Annotated in this window: 14 protein-coding genes and 1 pseudogene; 6 read left to right on the forward strand and 9 right to left on the reverse strand. The window is 59.5% G+C overall.

The window, feature by feature from the left end; translation table 11 throughout:
- Positions 1-2: 2 nt before the first annotated feature.
- Positions 3-1,484: a leucine-rich repeat domain-containing protein gene (locus Q6A48_RS10295; protein WP_304554015.1), complete on the forward strand. Its 1,482-nt coding sequence runs from the start codon at positions 3-5 to the stop codon at positions 1,482-1,484.
- Positions 1,485-1,550: 66 nt separating this feature from the next.
- Here the strand turns inward: Q6A48_RS10295 and Q6A48_RS10300 are convergent, their stop codons facing one another.
- From Q6A48_RS10300 to Q6A48_RS10310, 3 genes are all read right to left on the reverse strand, one after another.
- Positions 1,551-3,923 (reverse strand): TonB-dependent siderophore receptor, encoded by a 2,373-nt coding sequence (locus Q6A48_RS10300; RefSeq protein ID WP_304554016.1) that lies wholly within the window; start codon positions 3,921-3,923, stop codon positions 1,551-1,553.
- Positions 3,924-4,043: 120 nt separating this feature from the next.
- Positions 4,044-5,024, reverse strand: a complete 981-nt coding sequence (locus Q6A48_RS10305; RefSeq protein WP_304554017.1) for a FecR domain-containing protein — start codon at positions 5,022-5,024, stop codon at positions 4,044-4,046.
- Positions 5,011-5,526, reverse strand: coding sequence for a sigma-70 family RNA polymerase sigma factor (locus Q6A48_RS10310; RefSeq protein WP_304554018.1), 516 nt, complete (start codon positions 5,524-5,526; stop codon positions 5,011-5,013). Before Q6A48_RS10310 ends, Q6A48_RS10305 begins: the two co-directional genes overlap by 14 nt.
- Positions 5,527-5,725: 199 nt before the next feature.
- Between Q6A48_RS10310 and Q6A48_RS10315 the strand changes: the two genes are divergently transcribed.
- Positions 5,726-6,559 (forward strand): oxidoreductase, encoded by an 834-nt coding sequence (locus Q6A48_RS10315; protein ID WP_304554019.1) that lies wholly within the window; start codon positions 5,726-5,728, stop codon positions 6,557-6,559.
- Between the two features lie 20 nt (positions 6,560-6,579).
- On the forward strand, positions 6,580-7,518 hold the full coding sequence (locus tag Q6A48_RS10320; protein ID WP_304554020.1) for an AraC family transcriptional regulator: 939 nt from the start codon (positions 6,580-6,582) through the stop codon (positions 7,516-7,518).
- A gap of 21 nt (positions 7,519-7,539) precedes the next feature.
- Here Q6A48_RS10320 and Q6A48_RS10325 read toward each other — a convergent pair whose 3' ends face one another.
- Positions 7,540-8,415: a LysR family transcriptional regulator gene (locus Q6A48_RS10325; RefSeq protein WP_304554021.1), complete on the reverse strand. Its 876-nt coding sequence runs from the start codon at positions 8,413-8,415 to the stop codon at positions 7,540-7,542.
- A gap of 157 nt (positions 8,416-8,572) precedes the next feature.
- On the opposite strand from Q6A48_RS10325, the gene Q6A48_RS10330 reads away from it, so the two are divergent.
- Complete coding sequence (locus Q6A48_RS10330; RefSeq protein WP_304554022.1) at positions 8,573-9,433, forward strand: NmrA/HSCARG family protein; 861 nt, start codon at positions 8,573-8,575, stop codon at positions 9,431-9,433.
- A 169-nt stretch (positions 9,434-9,602) separates the two neighbouring features.
- On the opposite strand, the gene Q6A48_RS10335 is transcribed toward Q6A48_RS10330, so the two are convergent.
- Entirely contained in the window at positions 9,603-10,154 is a 552-nt protein-coding gene (locus tag Q6A48_RS10335) for a hypothetical protein (protein WP_304554023.1), read from the reverse strand.
- A gap of 22 nt (positions 10,155-10,176) precedes the next feature.
- Positions 10,177-10,328: pseudogene (locus Q6A48_RS10340) on the reverse strand (site-specific integrase); the annotation flags it as partial.
- A gap of 346 nt (positions 10,329-10,674) precedes the next feature.
- Between Q6A48_RS10340 and Q6A48_RS10345 the strand changes: the two are divergent.
- Positions 10,675-12,597, forward strand: a complete 1,923-nt coding sequence (locus Q6A48_RS10345; RefSeq protein ID WP_304554024.1) for an HsdM family class I SAM-dependent methyltransferase — start codon at positions 10,675-10,677, stop codon at positions 12,595-12,597.
- Positions 12,597-13,673 (forward strand): BsuBI/PstI family type II restriction endonuclease, encoded by a 1,077-nt coding sequence (locus Q6A48_RS10350; RefSeq protein ID WP_304554025.1) that lies wholly within the window; start codon positions 12,597-12,599, stop codon positions 13,671-13,673. Before Q6A48_RS10345 ends, Q6A48_RS10350 begins: the two co-directional genes overlap by 1 nt.
- A 958-nt stretch (positions 13,674-14,631) precedes the next feature.
- Here Q6A48_RS10350 and Q6A48_RS10355 read toward each other — a convergent pair.
- The 3 genes from Q6A48_RS10355 to Q6A48_RS10365 all read right to left on the reverse strand — a co-directional run bounded on the left by Q6A48_RS10355 (position 14,632) and on the right by Q6A48_RS10365 (position 17,933).
- Positions 14,632-15,240 (reverse strand): hypothetical protein, encoded by a 609-nt coding sequence (locus Q6A48_RS10355; protein ID WP_304554026.1) that lies wholly within the window; start codon positions 15,238-15,240, stop codon positions 14,632-14,634.
- A 416-nt stretch (positions 15,241-15,656) separates the two neighbouring features.
- Positions 15,657-17,525: a DUF2075 domain-containing protein gene (locus Q6A48_RS10360; protein ID WP_304554027.1), complete on the reverse strand. Its 1,869-nt coding sequence runs from the start codon at positions 17,523-17,525 to the stop codon at positions 15,657-15,659.
- Positions 17,526-17,549: 24 nt separating this feature from the next.
- Positions 17,550-17,933: a nucleotide pyrophosphohydrolase gene (locus Q6A48_RS10365; protein WP_176683248.1), complete on the reverse strand. Its 384-nt coding sequence runs from the start codon at positions 17,931-17,933 to the stop codon at positions 17,550-17,552.
- Positions 17,934-18,394 lie beyond the last annotated feature (461 nt).

Below are 18,394 nucleotides of genomic sequence, written 5' to 3' on the forward strand. Positions count from 1 at the left end.
CCATGCCAACCGCTGACCGCGACGCCCTGTTAACCCGCCTCTCCCATGCACCCGATGATGTCGCGGCGCGGGCTTCGCTTTACCGTGATCTGCTCGATACCGGGGAAGGTTCGCTGGAGGGCGTGCGTGTGGCGGCTGGGCTGCGTGATCCGGCGGCAATGGCGGTGATTGCCGCGTTGAACGCCACGCCCCACTGCAATCGTCCCGGCCCTTTATTGCCCCAACTGCGTGGCCTGCCGGTGGATCATGTGGCGCTGGACGGTGCAGAGCCGCAGTGGCTTGATGCCCTGGCCGGGCTACCGTTGCGCTCGCTGGTGCTCAGTGGTCCGCGGTTCAGTTGCGGGCCGCAGATCTGGCGGCGCTTGCCGGGTGTTGCGCTCGAAACCCTGGAGATCAGCGGCTTCGCCCGCCAGGACGATGCGACCAGCCTGCCGTCCCTCGAACGCTTGCGTCACTTGACGCTGGACACCTATGGCGAAGATTTCAACGACAGTTTCCTCCGGCAACTGGGCGGCAGTCCGTTGCAGGCGTTGTCGTTGAATCGCTGCGATGACATCACCGATGACGGTCTTCGCGCGTTGTCGTCGCTCCCGTTGCGTTCGCTCACCTTGAAAGGCGCGGGGGAGTTGACGCCAGCGGGCATGCGGCATTTGTGTGCGTCGCCACTGGAACAACTGACCATCGGCTCCTGCGGTGCCATCGTGCGAGACCCTGCATGGCTCAGCGAGTTGACGGCGTTGCGGGCGCTGAACCTGAACGATTGCTACGCCAGCGAGGACACGCTCCAGGCCATCCGTGACCTGCCCCTCGAGCGGCTGTCGCTTCACTCGGCGTATGTGTGCGCGGACGATTTCGACGGGCTCGAAGGCATGCCGCTCGCCGAGCTGGACCTCAAGGCGTCACGGATGATGATCGAGCGGCTCGACGTGCTGCACGCCTTCCCACTCAAGCGGCTGGGGCTCTCCGATGTGCAGGGCATCAGCGCGCAGACATTGGGCGATCTTGAAGGGCTGGGCCTGGAGTCCCTGGACTTGTCCTTGAACGAGGTCAGTTGGAAGGCGCTGAAGCAATTGGCCGGCCTGCCGCTGAAGCGGCTGAGCCTGAGTTTCTGCCAGGGCGTGGACGGCAAGGTGTTGCGCAAGCTCGTCGAACTGGGATTGCCGTTGGAGGAACTGGAGATCAGCGGCCTGGACCTGCGCGATGACGACCTGGCGTGCCTGCGTCACCTGCCGCTGCGACGCCTGGGTTTGTACGAAAGCCCTTGGTTGACCGACGCCGGCGTCGCCCACCTTGCCGGGCTGCCATTGCGGGACCTGACGCTTGAGGCGGGGCCGGGGGAGTCGCGGCTCACGTCGGCCATGGTGCCGGTGCTGGAGCGCTTGCCACTGGAGCGGTTGTGGTTGCGCAATGGCTCGCGGATCAGCGCGGACGGCTGGAATCGCCTGGCCAGGTTGCCGGCCCATGTCACCGGCCCGGGCATTTGACGCTTGCGGCGATCCTGCGGGAGCCCGTTCGCTCCCACAGGTCAAGCACGTTCATGAACGGCTGGCTTACCAGTTGTAACTCAGCTTCGCGGTGATTTCGCGGCCAGGGTTGTAGTAGTTCGCGGTGCCGGAACCCACCACGTGTTGCTCATCCAGCAGGTTGCTGACGTTGAGCGCCAGGTCGGTGCCTTTGAAGAGTTTGTAGTTGAAGGCCGCGTCGAAGAGGGTCGTGCCGTCGCTTTTGCCGGAGTTGGCCGCGTCGAAGTAATAGGCGCCCACGTAGCGCGCACCCAGGCCCACGCTGACATCGGTGTCGGGCACGTTGTAGTAGGTCCATAGCGACGCGGAGTGCCTTGGCGCCGTGGCGAATTCATTCCCTTTCAGTGAGCTGCCGTCGTACAAGGTACCGCGCAACACGTCGGACTCCATGTAGGAATAGCCGCCCACCAGGCTCAGGTTGGGAGTCAGCTCGGCCTTGGCTTCCAAGTCCAGGCCGCGCACGCGGGATTCGCCGACGGTTTGTTGCTCGATGACGCCGCTGGGCAACACCACGGCGATGCTGACGTTTTCCTGGGTCAGGTCGTAGACCGCCGCCGAGAACAACGCGTCCATGCCGATGGGCGCGTACTTCACCCCCACTTCGTATTGCTTGCCGGTTTTCGGAACCACCCCCACCGTAGGCGGCGAGACCGATTCCACCATGCTGACGTAAGTGGAGACTTCGTCGTTGACGATGTAGGTCAGCGCGCCGCGGTAGGAGGTTTCCGAGAAGTTATCCGACGTCTTGACGTTGTTGATGTCGGTGCTGGACAAGTCCAGCGAGTCGTTGCGCACGCCGGCGGTGACGATGAAGCGCTCGTAGAAGGACAGGTTCTGCTGCAGGAACACGGCCTTGGTCTTGGTATCGAGCTTGTCGTTGCTATAGGGCGCTACGGCGCTCGGGACACCGGTGAACACCGGGTGGGCCAGGTCGATGGAGCCTGTAGGGGCGTAGACCGAGCGTTCTTCGGTCGATGAGTCGCCATACTCCACGCCCACCAGTGTGCTGCTGTCGATGTTTTCGAAACGGGCATCGTATTGCAGCATCAAGTTGCCGTTCAGTTGCTCGGCTTCGCTGTCGGTGCCAAAGATATAGCGAGGCACCGTGGTGCCGGTGCGGGTCGTGGAGTCGCTGAGGAACACGTAGCCGAAATCGTCGTTCAGTTCGCTGTAGCGCAGGTTGCTGCGCACGATGAAGCCGTTGTCGAAATCGTGGCTGAAGGTGCCGCTGATGTTGGTGCGCTCGACATCGTGGAAGTTGTAGCTGGGCTCGCCGTAGAACTTCTTGCGGTCGTATTCCTTGTCCAGCGGGTAACCGCCGCTGTTGGGCGTACTTTGGGTCTTGAGGTAGTCGACGATCACCGAGGCCGAGGTGAAGTCGGTGGGCGACCAGGTCAGGCCGCCCATCAGGAACTTGTCGTCGTCCCGGGAGTGGTCGTACTCGCGGTCGCTGTCCTGCATCTTGGCCGTGAAGCGACCGGCCACGGTCTTCTCTTCGTTCAGCGCATCGCCGACGTCGATGCCGGATTCGACATGATCGAACGAGCCGTAGGTGACATAGCCCTGGCCGAACTGCTCGAAGCGCGGCTTCTTGCTGACGAAGTTCACCGAGCCGCCCGGGTCGGCCGGGCCGAACAGCGTGGAGTTGGCCCCGCGGATCACCTCGACGCGCTCATAGGCGAAGGGCTCCTCGCGCACGCCGCGCATTGAACCCAGGGTCAGGCCGTCCCGATAGGTGGTGGCCTGGAAGCCACGGATCTGGAAGTAATCGTTGCGGTCGTCAGTGCCGTAATAGTCGGTGATGACCCCCGGGGTGTATTGCAGCAATTCTTCGGTGGTGCTCACGCTGCGTTGCTGCATTTCCTTGTCGGTCACCACCGAGACCGAGGCGGGCGTGTTGAGGATGCTGGTGGCGACTTTGCCGCCGACCCACAGCTCCTGGGCGACCACCGATTGGGTGTCTTCGGTGCCATCGACCCTGGCCTTGGCGTTGACCAGGATGGGCGCGAGGCGGTAGTCGTCGGAGTCGCCGTCGGCCTTGGCTTGCGGCGTCAGCAGGTAGGCGTTCGGGCCTTGTTGTTGGACCTCCATGTCGCTGCCCTGCAACAACGATGACAGGGCGTCGGGCGTCGCCAGTGTGCCGCTCACGCCCCGGGTCGTGCGGTTCGCCACGCTCGGCGCGTCGAAGGACAGGCTGATGCCGGCCTCGCGCGCAAAGCGATCCAGCGCCGGGGCCAGTGGGCCGGCGGGAATGTTCCATTGATGGACCGGGTAGGTCTGCCCAACGCTCGAGGATTGCGCCAGGGATGGTAGCGCGTGGCTGCTGACGATGACGCCAAGGACCGCGCCGTGCAGGGCGCGATTCAGTCGAACGCGCTGTGAAACCGGGGACGAACTCATTAACTCGCTCCGTGGGAAGGGGATCGGCAGATCGGCTTGTATTCCAGCCTTTCTTACATGCCGAACGAGAATGAGAAATCACCTCATTTTTATTTGGTATCGGCCCGCGACCAAAAAAGCTCAGCTGTCGGCGCTTAACGTCACCCAATAATGGGTTCGGTAATCGATGCGCAGGTGCAGTGACTGCGCGACCAACGCCAGCACCTGATCGGTATTGGCGAGCTGGAACGTGCCGGAAACGCGCAGGCCCGCGACCTCTTCGGCGCAGCGCAGCACGCCGGGGCGATAGCGCGACAAGGCCTCGATGAAGTCGCCGAGGCGCATGTCGCGAGCGCTGATCACCCCGTCGCTCCAACCCCAGGGGTCCAGGCCGTTATCCTTGAACTCAGCCACGCCCGTGGAGGTGATCAGCCGTTGGCTCCCCGCCTGGACGGTGGCGTTGAGCGGGGTTTGGCGCGTGCCGGGAAACACCGTGACGGCGCCGCGCTGTACCGAGAGGAGGGTCCCGTCATCACGGGCGTACGCCAGGAACCGGGCATCGCGGCTGCGAACGAGGCCATCCCGGGTCTGGACCCAGAAAGGCCGCGGTTGAGCTGCGCCGGCATCTGCGCCGGTGTTCACGATGATCTCGCCGCGCCGCAGGATGACCAGGCGCCGCTGTGCATCGAAATAGCTGTCGATGGCACTGTCGCTGTTGAGCTGGATCACGCTGCCGTCATCGAGCTGGACGCGTTTGCGCTCGCCGGTGCCGCTGTGTTGTTGGGCGAACAGGGCCGGCAGCGGTGTGTAGTCCCGGGCCAGCCAGGCCGCGCCGCCCACCGTGGCCAACACGCCCAGCAGCTTCAGGCCCTGGCGTCGATGCAGGCCCGCGCGGCTGCCCTTGAGGGTGCGCCGGGCGAGATCCGGCGGGAGGCCGGCGAAGTCATCGCCAAGCGCTTCCACTCGCCGCCACGCTTGCAAATGCTCCGGGCGCTGCTGCAACCAGTGCTCGAACGTGCGCTGGGTGTGTTCATCGGCCGGATTGAAGCGCAGGCGCACCAGCCAGTGGATCGCCTGGTCGACTACCGCCGCCTCCAGCACCCGCGCGTCACTGTTCGGCATAACGCAAGCGATAGCAGTGTTGCAGGGCTTTGGCCAGGTCGCGTTCGACCGTGGAGCGGGACACGCACAACTTGTCGGCGATCTGCTGGCAGGTCAGGCCGTCGAGCTGGGCCAGCAGGAATGCCTCGCGAACCCTCGGTTTGAGCAGGTCCAGCAGGCGGTCGATCCGTTCGAGGCTGTCGAGGATCAGCAGCCGTTCTTCTTCGCAAGGAACGTCTTGGGCCGGGAACAGCGCGAGGCTCTCGAGGTAGGCACGTTCCAGTTCGCGACGACGGTACCGGTCGATCATCAGCCCACGGGCGATGCTGCTCAGGTAGGCACGAGGCTCGCGCAAGGGGCTGGATTGGCGAGACTTGAGCAGACGCACGAAGGTGTCCTGCGCCAGATCCGCCGCGCTTTCGCGACACCCGATGCGTCGGCTCAACCAACTGTGCAACCAGGAGTGGTGGCTGCGATAGAGCAGCGCAAGATCGGCATTGCCCAGAGTGTCGTTGCTGCGCATCAGCATCCCGGAAACTACATAATTGATAATGAATCGCATTATATTCAGGCCGCAGACGCCAGGGCAAATCTGCGCGATACGCCGTTCGCCACGCGATGCCTTGCCCTGATAGGAATAGGCAAGGTTGCAAGGCAAACCGGCATAGGTGGCCCGGGTGCCGGTGGCTACCATGGCGCACATCTACCCATGGGAGCTCGTCATGCACCACCTGAAAACCCTGTTCATCACCGGCGTCAGCAGTGGCTTGGGCAGCGCCCTGGCCCAGGAAGCGCTGGCGGCCGGTCATCGCGTCATCGGCACCGTGCGCAGCGAGGCGGCGTTGCGGGCTTTCGAGCAATTGTCTGCCGAGCGGGCCCATGGCGTTCTGCTCGATGTCACCGACTTCGCCCGGATCGACAGCGTGGTCGCCGCCACCGAAGCCGCCCACGGCCCGGTCGATGTGCTGGTCAACAATGCCGGCTACGGCCATGAAGGTATTTTCGAAGAATCGCCGCTGGATGAGATGCGGCGCCAGTTCGACGTCAACGTGTTCGGCGCGGTGGCCGTGACCAAGGCGTTCCTGCCCTATTTTCGCCAGCGCCGGGCCGGGCATATCCTCAACATCACGTCGATGGGCGGCACCATCACGATGCCGGGCATCGCCTACTACTGCGCGAGCAAGTTTGCCCTGGAAGGGATCTCCGATACCTTGAGCCAGGAACTGCAACCGTTCAACATCTTCGTGACCGCCGTCGCCCCCGGTTCGTTTCGAACGGATTGGGCCGGTCGTTCGATGCAACGCACGCCCCGCAGCATCGCCGACTACGACGCCAGTTTCGACCCGGTTCGCCAGGCACGCCAGGCGAAGAGCGGCCGGCAACTGGGCGACCCTCGCAAGGCCGCGCAAGCGATGTTGCAGGTGATCGCCAGCCCGGCGCCGCCCGCCCATCTGCTGCTGGGCAGCGATGCACTGAGGCTGGTGCGCGATAAGCTCAGCCGGACGGCCAGTGAGATCGATCAGTGGGAAGCGCTGACCCGTTCGACCGACGGCTGAGCAACCTGAAGGAGACGTGAATGACCCAGGCCGACCCGCGCACCGCGCGCATGGTGACGTTGATGGAACGGTTGGCGCCGGTGGAAGGCTACAACCTCAGTGCGCTGGACGACGTGCGCTTCCTGCGCTCGAACCGGCCACTGAGTCGCACGCCGGTGTTGTACGACCCCGGCATCGTGATCCTGTGCCAGGGGCGCAAGCGCGGGTACCTGGGGGACGACGTCTACGTCTATGACGCCCAGCACTACCTGGTCGTCTCCGTTCCCGTGCCCTTCACCATGGAGACCGACGCCAGCGAGGCCGAGCCCATGCTGGCGGTCTACATGCGCCTGGACCTGCAACTGGCGAGCGAATTGATGCTGCAGGTCGACGAAGCGCTCGGCCCCAGCGATGCCCCGCCCAAGGGCATGTACGCCTCGCCCATGGACGATGGCTTGTGCACCTCGATGCTACGCTTTCTGGAAGCCATGGCCACACCGGGCGAAGCGCACATTCTCGGGCCGTCGCTGGTGCGGGAAATCTACTACCGCATCCTCACCGGCGAGCAGGGCGGCTCGATGCGCGCGGCGCTGAGCCGCCAGGGCCACTTCGGCCAGATCACCCGTGCGATCCGCAAGATCCACAGCAGCTACCCGCAACGCCTGGACGTCGAGACCCTCGCCCGCGAGGCCAACATGAGCGTGCCCAGCTTCCACCTGCATTTTCGCAGCGTGACCGACGCCTCGCCCATGCAATACCTGAAGTCCACGCGCCTGCACCAGGCGCGACTGCTGATGCTGCGCAACGCCATGAACGCCTCGACGGCGGCATTCAGCGTCGGCTACGAAAGCGCCTCGCAATTCAGCCGCGAATTCAAGCGCCTGTTCGGCCGCACGCCCCAGGCCGAGGTGGAGTGGATGAAGGCGACTTATGCGTTGCCCGCGCCGACGGCATCTTCGATTTATGTGTCGTCGCATTAGTGCCCAGGGGCACACGCCACGCTACCCCCTCAACACCAACGACATGTCCGGGTGCGCCGCGCAAATAAAGTCCACGAACGCGCGAACCTTGGGTGCCGCCAGGCGCCTGGACGTATGCAGGACCCAAAGCGCGGGTTCGGCGCCCGGCACCGTGCCCCACTCAACCAACTCGCCACGGGCCAACTGTTGCCAGGCGATGGACTGCGGAATCAGCGCGACACCGCCCCCGGCGATCACCGCATCGCGGACCATCAGCAGCGAGGAAAATTGCAGCTTCGGAATCGGCTCCAGCATCAGCTTCCCGCCATCGAGACTCCACTGAGTGGGCTGGAAAAACGACGTCACGACAGCGGGCACGGCGCGGATGGCCCCGGGCAGCGGCTTGGGGATTCCAGGCGCCGCGACGACGACCAACCGGTCCCTGGCGAAGCAGCGACCGACCAGGTTGCTGTCCGGGCTGGGGTTGATCCGGATGGCGACGTCGAACTGCTCCTCCACCAGGTCCACCGTGCGATCCTCGGCCACGACATCGATCACCACCTCCGGATAGGCCGCGCAGAACTCAGCCCCGATACGCCCCATCGCGAGCTGGGAAAACAACACCGGCGCAGCCACCCGCAAGCGACCGCGCGGCGTTGAAACACCCTCGCGGACCGCCGTCATGGCTTCGCCGACCTCACCCAGCGGACCCTCCGTCCGAGCCATCAGCCGCTCGCCCGCCTCGGTGAGCTTCAACCCGCGCGCACTGCGCTCGATCAGCCTCACCCCCAATTGCTCTTCCAGCTCGGCGATCCGCCGCGACAGCGTGGCCTTGGAAATACCGCTCGCACGGCTTGCCTTGCCCAAGCCCTCGTGGGTGGCGACGAGGATGAAATCGATCAGCGCGTTCAGGTTCATGGTGTTCCGTTTTTGAAACGATGTGTCTGGATTCTGTGGTCTTCGTTTTCCAAGTGCAACGCAATACTGTCGCTCCATCGAACGGCCGAGCCAAACCAAGCACGCCCAGGCCGTTCGAACGCAATCGCACTTTCAACCCATTGCAGGAGTTTTCAACATGAGCATTCTCGTTACCGGCGCCACCGGCACCATCGGTTCACTCGTCACCCAAGGCTTGGCTGACGCCGGCGCCGACGTCAAAGCCCTGGTGCGCCAGGCGGGCAAACGTGAATTCCCGGCAGGCGTCACCGAAGTCGTCGCCGACCTCATCGACGTCCCCTCGATGCGCGCAGCACTGTCCTCGGTACGCACGCTGTTCCTGCTCAACGCCGTCACGCCCGACGAAGTCACCCAGGCCCTCATCACCCTGAACCTCGCACGAGAGGCCGGCATCGAACGCATCGTCTACCTCTCGGTGATCCACGCCGACACGTTCACCAACGTCCCGCACTTCACCGGCAAGCACACGGTGGAACGCATGATCGAAAGCCTCGACATCCCCGCCACCATCCTGCGCCCGGCTTACTTCATGCAAAACGACCGCATGGTCCTGCAGGCGATCCAGGACTACTCCGTCTACCCCATGCCCATCGGCTCGGCGGGCGTCTCGATGATCGACACACGCGACATCGCCGACGTCGCCGTGACTGAGCTGCTGCGGCGCGACCGATCACCCTCGGCGCTCGACCGATTAACCCTGGACCTGGTCGGGCCCCAAGCGCTCACCGGCGCGGCCGTGGCGCGGATCTGGAGTGAGGCGTTGGGGCGTGAGATTGCTTACGGCGGGGATGACGTCGCGGCGTTCGAAGGGCAGTTGGCAGCGTATGGGCCGGCCTGGTTGGCGTATGACATGCGGCTGATGATGGAAGGGATTCAGGCGTTTGGGATGCGGGCGGGGGAGGGGGCGGTGGGGAGGATTGAGGGGATTCTTGGGCGGGCGTTGCGGGGGTATGAGGGGTTTGTGGGGGAGGTGGGGTGATTGGAGTGGGGATGGGGCGGTCGTTGGAGCTTTAGGTGACTGAATTCTGGGCATAAAAAAGACGCCAATTGGCGTCTTCTTTTATTTGGATTGGGGGCGGCGGGGGGATTTGAACCTGCGTCTGATTCAGCAATTACGTGAGTAACAGTCTGTAGCTGCTATAACGCTGTCATTCTTTCGGCAATGGCTGGAATGATATTTGTCGATCCGCCTTGGCGGCCGCCCTCGCACAAATTTCCGGCTCGTTCCTAAGCCATGCCTCGAATCGCTGCAAGGCTTCAATCAGTTCATGTGCTAGCCAGAAGTAATCCACAAATCGTACACGTTCAGGAGTTACTCCAAGTTCTGTCAGCCAATCACCGATCAGAATTAAAACTTTTTCCTCTGCCATTTCGGCTTTGACCTTGTAATAAATCAAGTTTGCGCCGTTTCTTCGATAATCACGGGATTCTGCCGCGCCTGTATGGAGTAGACCGCACCTGGCCGCCCATAGATCAAGACCGGTGAAGTCCACTTCGTTATCGGCGATTAGAAATTTTTGAGCCCAGGCGATGAAATCGTTTTTATCGATTTCCTCTTTTTCCGATATCACCCATGCCGCGCGATCGATTGTCATGTAGATGATGGACAGTGCCTGACTCTCAAGTTTCGCACTAAGTAACAATGCGATAGCTCTTGTGTCCTCACTAGGCCCTCGCATAACTCTATCCAGTTCTGTCATTTACCTTCTCCTTTTTGACCATTCACATGCACTCAGCTTTGCCGCCGGCATGCGTATCGCCTGATGGCATCCACCTTTCATATACCCTGGCGATCATAGTCCAGTCAGAATGTCCCGTCTTTCCACCCACATCGGGTGCGCGTCTGCTGACAGCATCATCGAGGCGTGTCTGGTGAGGGCAGAAAACGTTGCAGTAGACATGTCGTTGCTGGCGACATACTCAAGCTTTTGGCGACTCTCTATGAGGCCTGGAAAGAAATGGCGCGAGCTCAGTTATGCTGTATATTTGAACAGTATTCTTTAAGCGCATCTCGCCGATAGAGAGAGCGGGGGGCACGGGTTATGCCATGGCCTGTTCTTCAGCAGACGGCTTTGTGCTGTATGGAATCAGCTTTGTTGGGTGATACCAGTCGGTTCTACCCTCAACAAAGACTTGGCATCCAGTTGGGACGCGACTACCAAACGCTCGCCGAAGACGTTGCGTACCATCTGGCCTGGCTCGAACTGAGGGGTAGTTCGGTTGCGTAACTGGCGCCCTGCGATTGTTGAGTATCACGTAATCACGCAATATTGCGCAAAAGCGGTCGGCGGGATGCCGAATCCTGTAGAATCACGGCCCGCGAAAAAAGGGGGAAATATGGCTCGCACGGCACAGACAAAACAGGCACGGCAGGCAGACCAAACGGCTGCGGAATCCCCGAGCCAAGTACTGGCCTCCGCCAGAGTCATGGCTCGCGCCCTGGCTACCACTTTCCCAGCGGATCACCAACTGGCCCTAGCGCGTGCTTTCGGCGTTCGCCTGATCGAGGCTTGGTGGTGTGGTCTGAGCAGCGTCGACATCGTTCCCCAGGAACTACGCTCACCGCTCCAGCCGTTCCCTACCGAGCCGCTGCCAGAGGCTGCCGCCACACTCGCGGAAACCATCGGTCGCACTGCCGCTAAATTTGATGCCGAGACCGCCGCCTACCAGATTGGTCTTACCTATACCGGCATGCTCCCAGCAGAACATCGCGGGGAGTACGGCATTTTCTACACTCCACCTGCTTTGACTGCCCGTCTGCTCGACCAAATAACGGCAGCCAATCTTGACTGGGCAAAGTGTCGCGTGCTTGATCCAGCCTGCGGCGGAGGAGCCTTCCTGGCACCCATCGCCCAGCGGATAATGGACGAGCAGAAGGATTGCAGCCCGAAGTTACTGATGCAGAGCATAGGCAACCGCTTGCGCGGCTACGAGATTGATCCCTTCGGTGCCTGGCTCAGCCAGGTCACCCTGGATGCTGTGGTACTGCCGATTAGCCGGCTGGCTGGGCGCAAGCTGCCTGTCATGGTAACGGTTTGCGATTCGCTTCGCCGCAGCCTGCCGAAAGACCGTTTCGACCTAGTGATTGGTAATCCTCCATATGGTCGGGCCAAGCTCGATACCGAGACCCGCGAACGCTACAAGCGCTCGCTGTATGGCCATGCCAACCTGTATGGGCTGTTCACCGATCTGGCGCTGCGTCACACCAAGTTGGGCGGCGTGATTGCCTACGTCACCCCGACTTCATTCCTGGCCGGCGTCTACTTTAAGAATCTGCGGGCTTTGCTGGGGCGCTCAGCGCCGCCACTGACCATCGATTTCGTCACCGCCCGTAAGGGCGTTTTTGATGATGTGCTGCAGGAAACGGCCCTGGCGACCTATCGTCGCGGGGGGGATAGCACTCCGGTCGTCGTTGCCGAGATTGCCCCCTCCAGGGACGGGTTGGAGGTCCAGCAGACAGGCGCTATCGCCCTCCCGGCTGATCCTTCCCTGCCCTGGCTCTTGCCCCGTACGACCGAGCAAAGCGCCTTGGTCGAGCTCTTGACACACATGCCCCATCGTCTGGCCGATTGGGGATATGGCGTGAGCACCGGACCTCTGGTGTGGAACCGTTTCAAGAGCCAGCTCGCACACCGCCCAAGTAGTAAACGCCTACCGTTGATCTGGGCCGAGGCAATCACTGCCGACGGCCGTTTCGTGTTCCGCGCAGACAAGAAGAACCACGCACCCTACTTCGAGCTGAATGTCGGGGATGACTGGCTGGTGACCACTAAGCCCTGCGTTCTGCTGCAACGCACCACGGCCAAGGAACAGAGTCGCCGTCTGATTGCCGCAGCGCTGCCTGCTGAGTTCCTAGAGAGGCATGGCGGCGTCGTCATCGAGAACCACATCAATATGATTCGGCCGATCACCGAAGTGCCCCAGGTTAGCGCCGAGGTGCTGGGTGCATTTATCAACAGCGCCGCAGCAGACCGCGCGTTTCGCTGCGTAAGTGGCTCTGTCGCGGTCTCTGCCTATGAGCTGGAGTCGCTACCGCTGCCAGGCCCCGATAAACTCGTGGAGCTAACCCGGCTGGTCGATGCTGGTGCCGATCGCGAATCCATTGAGGCTGCATGCAGTCGTTTGTTTGAAGGGGATATGTAGTGCTGCCACCGTACGTATCAAGGGAACTGGTCGCTGAAAGGCTCCCGCTGATCTTCCCGGAAGGAACTCCGAATCGGATCTACTGCATTCGCGAACTAGCTGCAAGCACTGTATTTGCCATGCTGTATATTGGGGCTGTCGAGCACTCCTGCGCTCGGCTGGGACCGGTGCATGTCTATCGCATGACCGACGCACAGGCGGCGAATGACAGCGACGAGGAGCGCCTCAGCTATAGGTCTAACTTGCGTAAGAAAACGTACGAGGTTCCCGGCAAGCGCTGGTACGCCGACAACACCCGTGAACCCATCCGCGACGAGACCCTCCGCGAAGGTCTTGTAGCAGTTGGCGCCGTCATGGAAGACAAGGACGTGCCCACTACGTCTGGTAAGCCGCGCTATGCACTCAAGACTGATCTGGCTGCCTTGTTCGACCCTGCGCTCCAGGGCGAAGAGTTAGAGGGCGCTATTCTCAAGTGGCAAGATGAACACTTGAACAAAGGCGCGCTTGCGCGGATTTCGCTGATGCGTATGGGCGCTGCCGACCAGGAAGGCGTGCTTGTACGCTTCCCCAACGGTGAAACGCGCACACTCTCCCATGGCCCCAGCTCGCTGATTTCACGGGCAGTCGTTGAGGCCTTCGCCAAGCAGTTCCTGGAGAAACCTGCTGTGCTTTGGCTCAGTGAGTCGAGTAACAAGGTCGCCATGCAGGACTTGCGCATGGCTTCCACCATTGGACTCGACATCGAGGCGCAGAAGAATCTACCCGATCTGATCCTGGTGGATCTCGGACCGAGCAATCCCTTGATCGTCTTTATCGAGGTGGTGGCCACCGATGGGGCAATCACCGCGCGCCGCCAGGATGCCTTGTTCGATCTGACGGACAAAGGCGGCTTCAAGCGCTCGCAAGTCGCTTTTGTCACTGCGTATGCGGATCGGGAGTCGGCAGGCTTCAAGAAGACCGTCACAGGCTTGGCCTGGGGGTCGTTTGCCTGGTTTATGAGTGAGCCCGATAAAATTTTCATGCTTCGTGACGGAGTCAGCCCTCTGTCTAGCTTGAACCAGCTATTAGCTCCTTAGGGAACACGAGCAAAGCGCGAGGGGCAACTGGATAGGAATCAAGTCAGTTTTCAGTTCACTGGACCAATTCAGTGCTCCGTTTAAGCAGAGCGTTGTTGGGCTGGAGTGATTTCCAGGGAGGCATGTTGAGAAACCTTTCTAGTGCTGATTACTTGACGTACGAACCGCAAACATTATCTCTGGAAAGGTATTTTAGGGGGGGCACATGGCAGGTAACATTTGGGCCGAATTGGCATACGCCGCAGTGCGTCAGGTTGCTGAGAGACAGTCAGAGTTCACGCCTGACGATATATGGGCAACTGGACTTCAGAAGCCTGGTGAAGCGCGCGCCTTAGGTGGGGTGATGCGTCGGGCTCATAGGCAAGGGTTGATCGAAAAAACTGGACGTGTGCAACCGACTACGCAACCAGAAAGCCATGGTACCGATGTAACTGTCTGGCGTTCCCTAATATATGTCGCCCCAGGTGTATAAACGCGTTCTCGTTCAGCACAGTAGGTATGAGGTTGGATATCGCTGTTTGGCCAGTAGTTTCGTATCCCAGCCAGGGGTAGGGCTACCTTTTGAGCAAACAGGCTCGGGCGAGGCTACGTTTTTCGCCAGGCATAGCGTGTCGATGTGCAGCCACCTTTCTCACCGGCAACCTCGTGCCAACGATGAAGTCGTGTTCCACCAGAATTGCAAGCGCATTATTCACGATGTCCTGCGAGGCCAATCCCGTCCCAGTTGTTCTGGCCCATCTCTCGTGCGGTAAGCGGCTCGGGTAATTTCTGCTGACGCTCCAGGAGCAACCGTGCCCCCAGTAGTAGCGCGTTGATTGCCGCGCCATACCGCCAGCTGGGCATGGCTCATCAGATAGTTCCAGTCAATGGCGCGCTCAGTGGACTCTGGGCCCAAAGCTTCGCGCCCACCTTCAAAATCAGCTCACATAGCAGGGCCAGGGGATTATTAGCTGTGCCTCTAGATTTCCATTGTCATCCAGTAATTTATGGTTTTCTGATCAATTTTGGTTAGGAGACGCTGGTAGATCTGAGTCCTAATTCCCCCCTCTTTGCCCATCGTCTGGGCGTTTCGGACATATTGCTGCAAGGCAATTTTCATGAATCCGTTGGACATTTTAGATTTCAAATGCAGCAAGGTCCTTTGGTCGGCGAAGACTTCAGCACCTACTAGATCCATCGTTCGTGTGGAGGTGTTGAAATTCTTCTGCTTATTAAAATCAAGGGCATGCATCAGCTCGTGATGTAGCGAGTTGTACCGCCAGAGCCAAACGAGATCCTCCCGGGTACCCTCAGGCATGCAGCTCTCGTTAATGAAGACCGCACTACGACCACTGCCGCCCCGTAGAAAATTGATAGTTACGCCTCCGGCGTCAGTGGTTCTGTAGGTAGCCAAGTCAGCCGCTTGGTCGTTGAAATAGAGCTTTTCGTCGTACTCAACTCCGCACAGTCGTAGAAGGTCAGTTTCCTCCTTCATCTGCTCGCGTGCTACCAGATATACATCCTTCGTCAGGCCGGCGAAACGCGCCCTGAGCTCGTTGAAGGCACTCTCGAAAACCTTAACACCCATCATCGCCTCGATAGCCCTGCGCCTATCCGCAATCGTAGGAGAGCGCTCAGGCAGTAGATGAACAGGGCGCTATAAAAGCTGTCATTAAGCTGGCATAACCGAGCCAAAACCACCCATTCAAGCACAAAAAAGGCACTTGCGATATTCGCTAAGTGCCTGATTTATATAGCTTATTTGGTGGAGCCGGGGTAATTTGAAACCAGTCGGTATCTACCTGTTTTGGCTAGTAAATAATTTTTTGATCAACTTGCTTGGAATACCAGTTGGAACGCTGCGTGGCCTGGATTCCGATGGACGGTGCTTTTTGAGAATCGCGCCCAAAAACGAATCGTGGCCGAATCTATAAAGCAGATGGTCGCACTGTTGATCGTTGCCCCTGCGCTCGCCGGTACAGGGGCTCCTAGCAAACGATACCGTCAATGATTGCTGTATTGGCTAAGCCGACTCTCGAAGTATTGCGCCGTCTCTTTGTCAGTGCAGTACAGGTAGCAACCCTTCATCCCCCTTGTCATCAGGGTTCGGTACGTATTTTTGATGATCAGGTCTGTTTCACTTTTCGCGAGGGCAGGTTGCTCTTTCATCATTTTTTTCCAGCCGCGAATCGATTTATCGTGCTTGTCGCGCTCATCCGGGGATGTCACTACCTGACCGTCACGTACGACCAGATCTGGTCCGATAATCACCCCGATGTAGTCGACTTCCAAACCTTGGCAGGTATGAATGCAGCCAACCTGCTCGATGGAGTTTTCAGCGATGATCCATAGGCTGCCATCCTGATCCAGGTTCCATTGGCGTTTGTAGTCACCAATCACGATATCAGCAGCGGTGGGGTCTTTCTTGCTCAACCAAGGCCAGCAATAGCCCGCGACCACACGAGCTTTGTTTCCGTGGTTTTTCTCGTTGATTGCGTCATGCATCGCCTGAGGTGAGTCGAACACCTTAAACTCGTACTCTTGGGTCTCAAGCGTCGGATTTGCCGTCGGGCGAATGCCTAGCGTGTCATCCAGCCATGCCAGGTAACCATCAGAACCACTGCAGCGAAACTGCGAAGACAGCACGTGTTCTTCAACCACAGCACCCTTGGCTTTTGCAAAGGCGCGTATCGCCTGCTTGCTGCCGATATCGCTCAAGGTTACACGCTGGTCCTCATCAATAAAGAAAATGGAGCATTTCGCTGAGTCAATCAGCTCCTTGATCTGGTTTTCCCCAAGGTTTCCATAAAGCCCACTTTTCTCATTTAGCCGGTGAGCTTCGTCCACGATAAGCGCATCGAATGTGTTGGGCTCAGTGTCGATGAATGCCCCAGAGCCTGAGAAGAAATTCGAGAAATGGCTGCGCTTGATGGTGCCAACCAGTTTGCTTTCGTAGACCTTGCGAGGGGCAGCATTCTTGGAGACGTATTTGCTCATCAGCTTCAATTCGGTGAGCTTCACCAGCAAATTGATAGCCAGGACAGTCTTCCCGGTGCCCGGCCCACCTTCGATGATCATCACCTTTGGTGCTTGGTCCGAGGCCTCGCTTGCCGCCGCCAGCGCCGACTCAAAAATTGCTTTCTGATCGTCAATCAATACGAACTCGGGTTTGCCTTTCATCAACCCCCCGAGGGCTTCGGCTAGCGCCTTGGATGGGCGAATTTTTCCTTCGGACAGCTCGTACAGCACCTCTTTGTTGTCGCCATGGCTTATATGCTTTTTCAGAAAGTTTCTGAGTTTACTGAGCTCTTCCGGGCCTTTCAGAAACAGCGGAGCCTTGCTGATGTGGGGCTCATAGTGGGCTGAATCTATGACCCCGTCGCTGACGTAGTTATGGAGATAGGCGCACGGACGGATTTCGATGCTTTTGTCATACACCGCCTCGTTGAAGCCTTCCAACAGCGCTGCATATGACCACACCTGATAGGACGGGTGAATGGTCTCAATGAGGCCGCCACCCAATGCTGTTTTGACGATGGCATCCTTGGTAGTGGCGTTGGCCTTACTCCATTGCTTCAGCTCGATCAGTACGGCCTTTTTTGCCTGGTTTTCGTCGCGACCGGTGAGTAGAAAGTCGATTCGCTTCGACGACTGCGGGATGTGCAATTCGATGGCCAGGCCTGCATCGCTCGGCAGGCCTTCATCTCTAAGGACCTTGGCCATGTACGTCAGGGACCCTTGCCACGACCTGATTTCCGAGGAGCCGACGTTCTTGCCGGTAGCTTCCTTGTAGTGCCTGAGGATCACCTCCTCAATGTCATCGTTATCGTTGTCTTTAAGAAATTGCTGTTTGGTCGCAGCGTAAACGATCACGGTTTGTCCTTAGGTGCGTGTTGGTCAGAGTCGGTCGTACTTTTTGCTGGTGCTTCTGGCTTTATCTACCGGGTACTTCTGGTCATTCGAGGCGAGTTTTTGTGTCACCGCCTCGTTGAGGTCAATGCCAAGTACGCTGCTCAGGCGAACCAGGTACATCAGAACATCCGCCAGCTCATCCTTGATGGCTTGGCCGATTTCGGGATCTGTTGCGGAGGAGATCGAATCCGCATCGCTCATCCATTGGAAAATCTCGCAGAGCTCACCTACCTCGCCAGTGAGAGCCAGGATGAGATTTTTGGGGGAGTGGAACTGCTGCCAGTCGCGATCATCTGCGAACCGCTGGAGCGATGCGGCAAGCTTCACTACGTCAACCAGTGGCGCTGATGAACTGTCTGAGTGACTCACGGGCTTATCTCTTGGGTATCGGTGAGGGGCTGAATCAGGTGTAGGAAATCCGGTCTTGGATTGTAAGGGTTTTCGCTGTATGAGCAGATTTTTTGTGTTTTCTCTCTCACGTGCGGTCTGCCGGCGGAACTCCTTGTCGGCGTTCTTGCTTTGGGCGTGGGGAATTGTTCCGTCAAAAAACAAGTCTTCCACTGCTTGTCGGTGGGCGTAGCTCGGTTAACCGCAATAACGATTATGCCCAGCGAACAGCGGCCTTTTCTTCGCCCTCATAGCGTGTGCAGATAGAGCGGCAGTGCGTTCCTGTGGTTGGCACTTTCCAATTGCCGCCTGTTTGCTAAGCAGTCGCTCACCTAGCTTTGCGAGGTCGGCAGACTCCAATCGTGAGGCGGCAGGTGACAATCTGCGCAGTTTCTGGCCTTACACGTGGGGACACAGCAGCAGTGTCGTTGCTACCTAGAGTA

This window comes from Pseudomonas citrullilanati (assembly GCF_030580855.1).
GTDB lineage: Bacteria > Pseudomonadota > Gammaproteobacteria > Pseudomonadales > Pseudomonadaceae > Aquipseudomonas > Aquipseudomonas citrulli.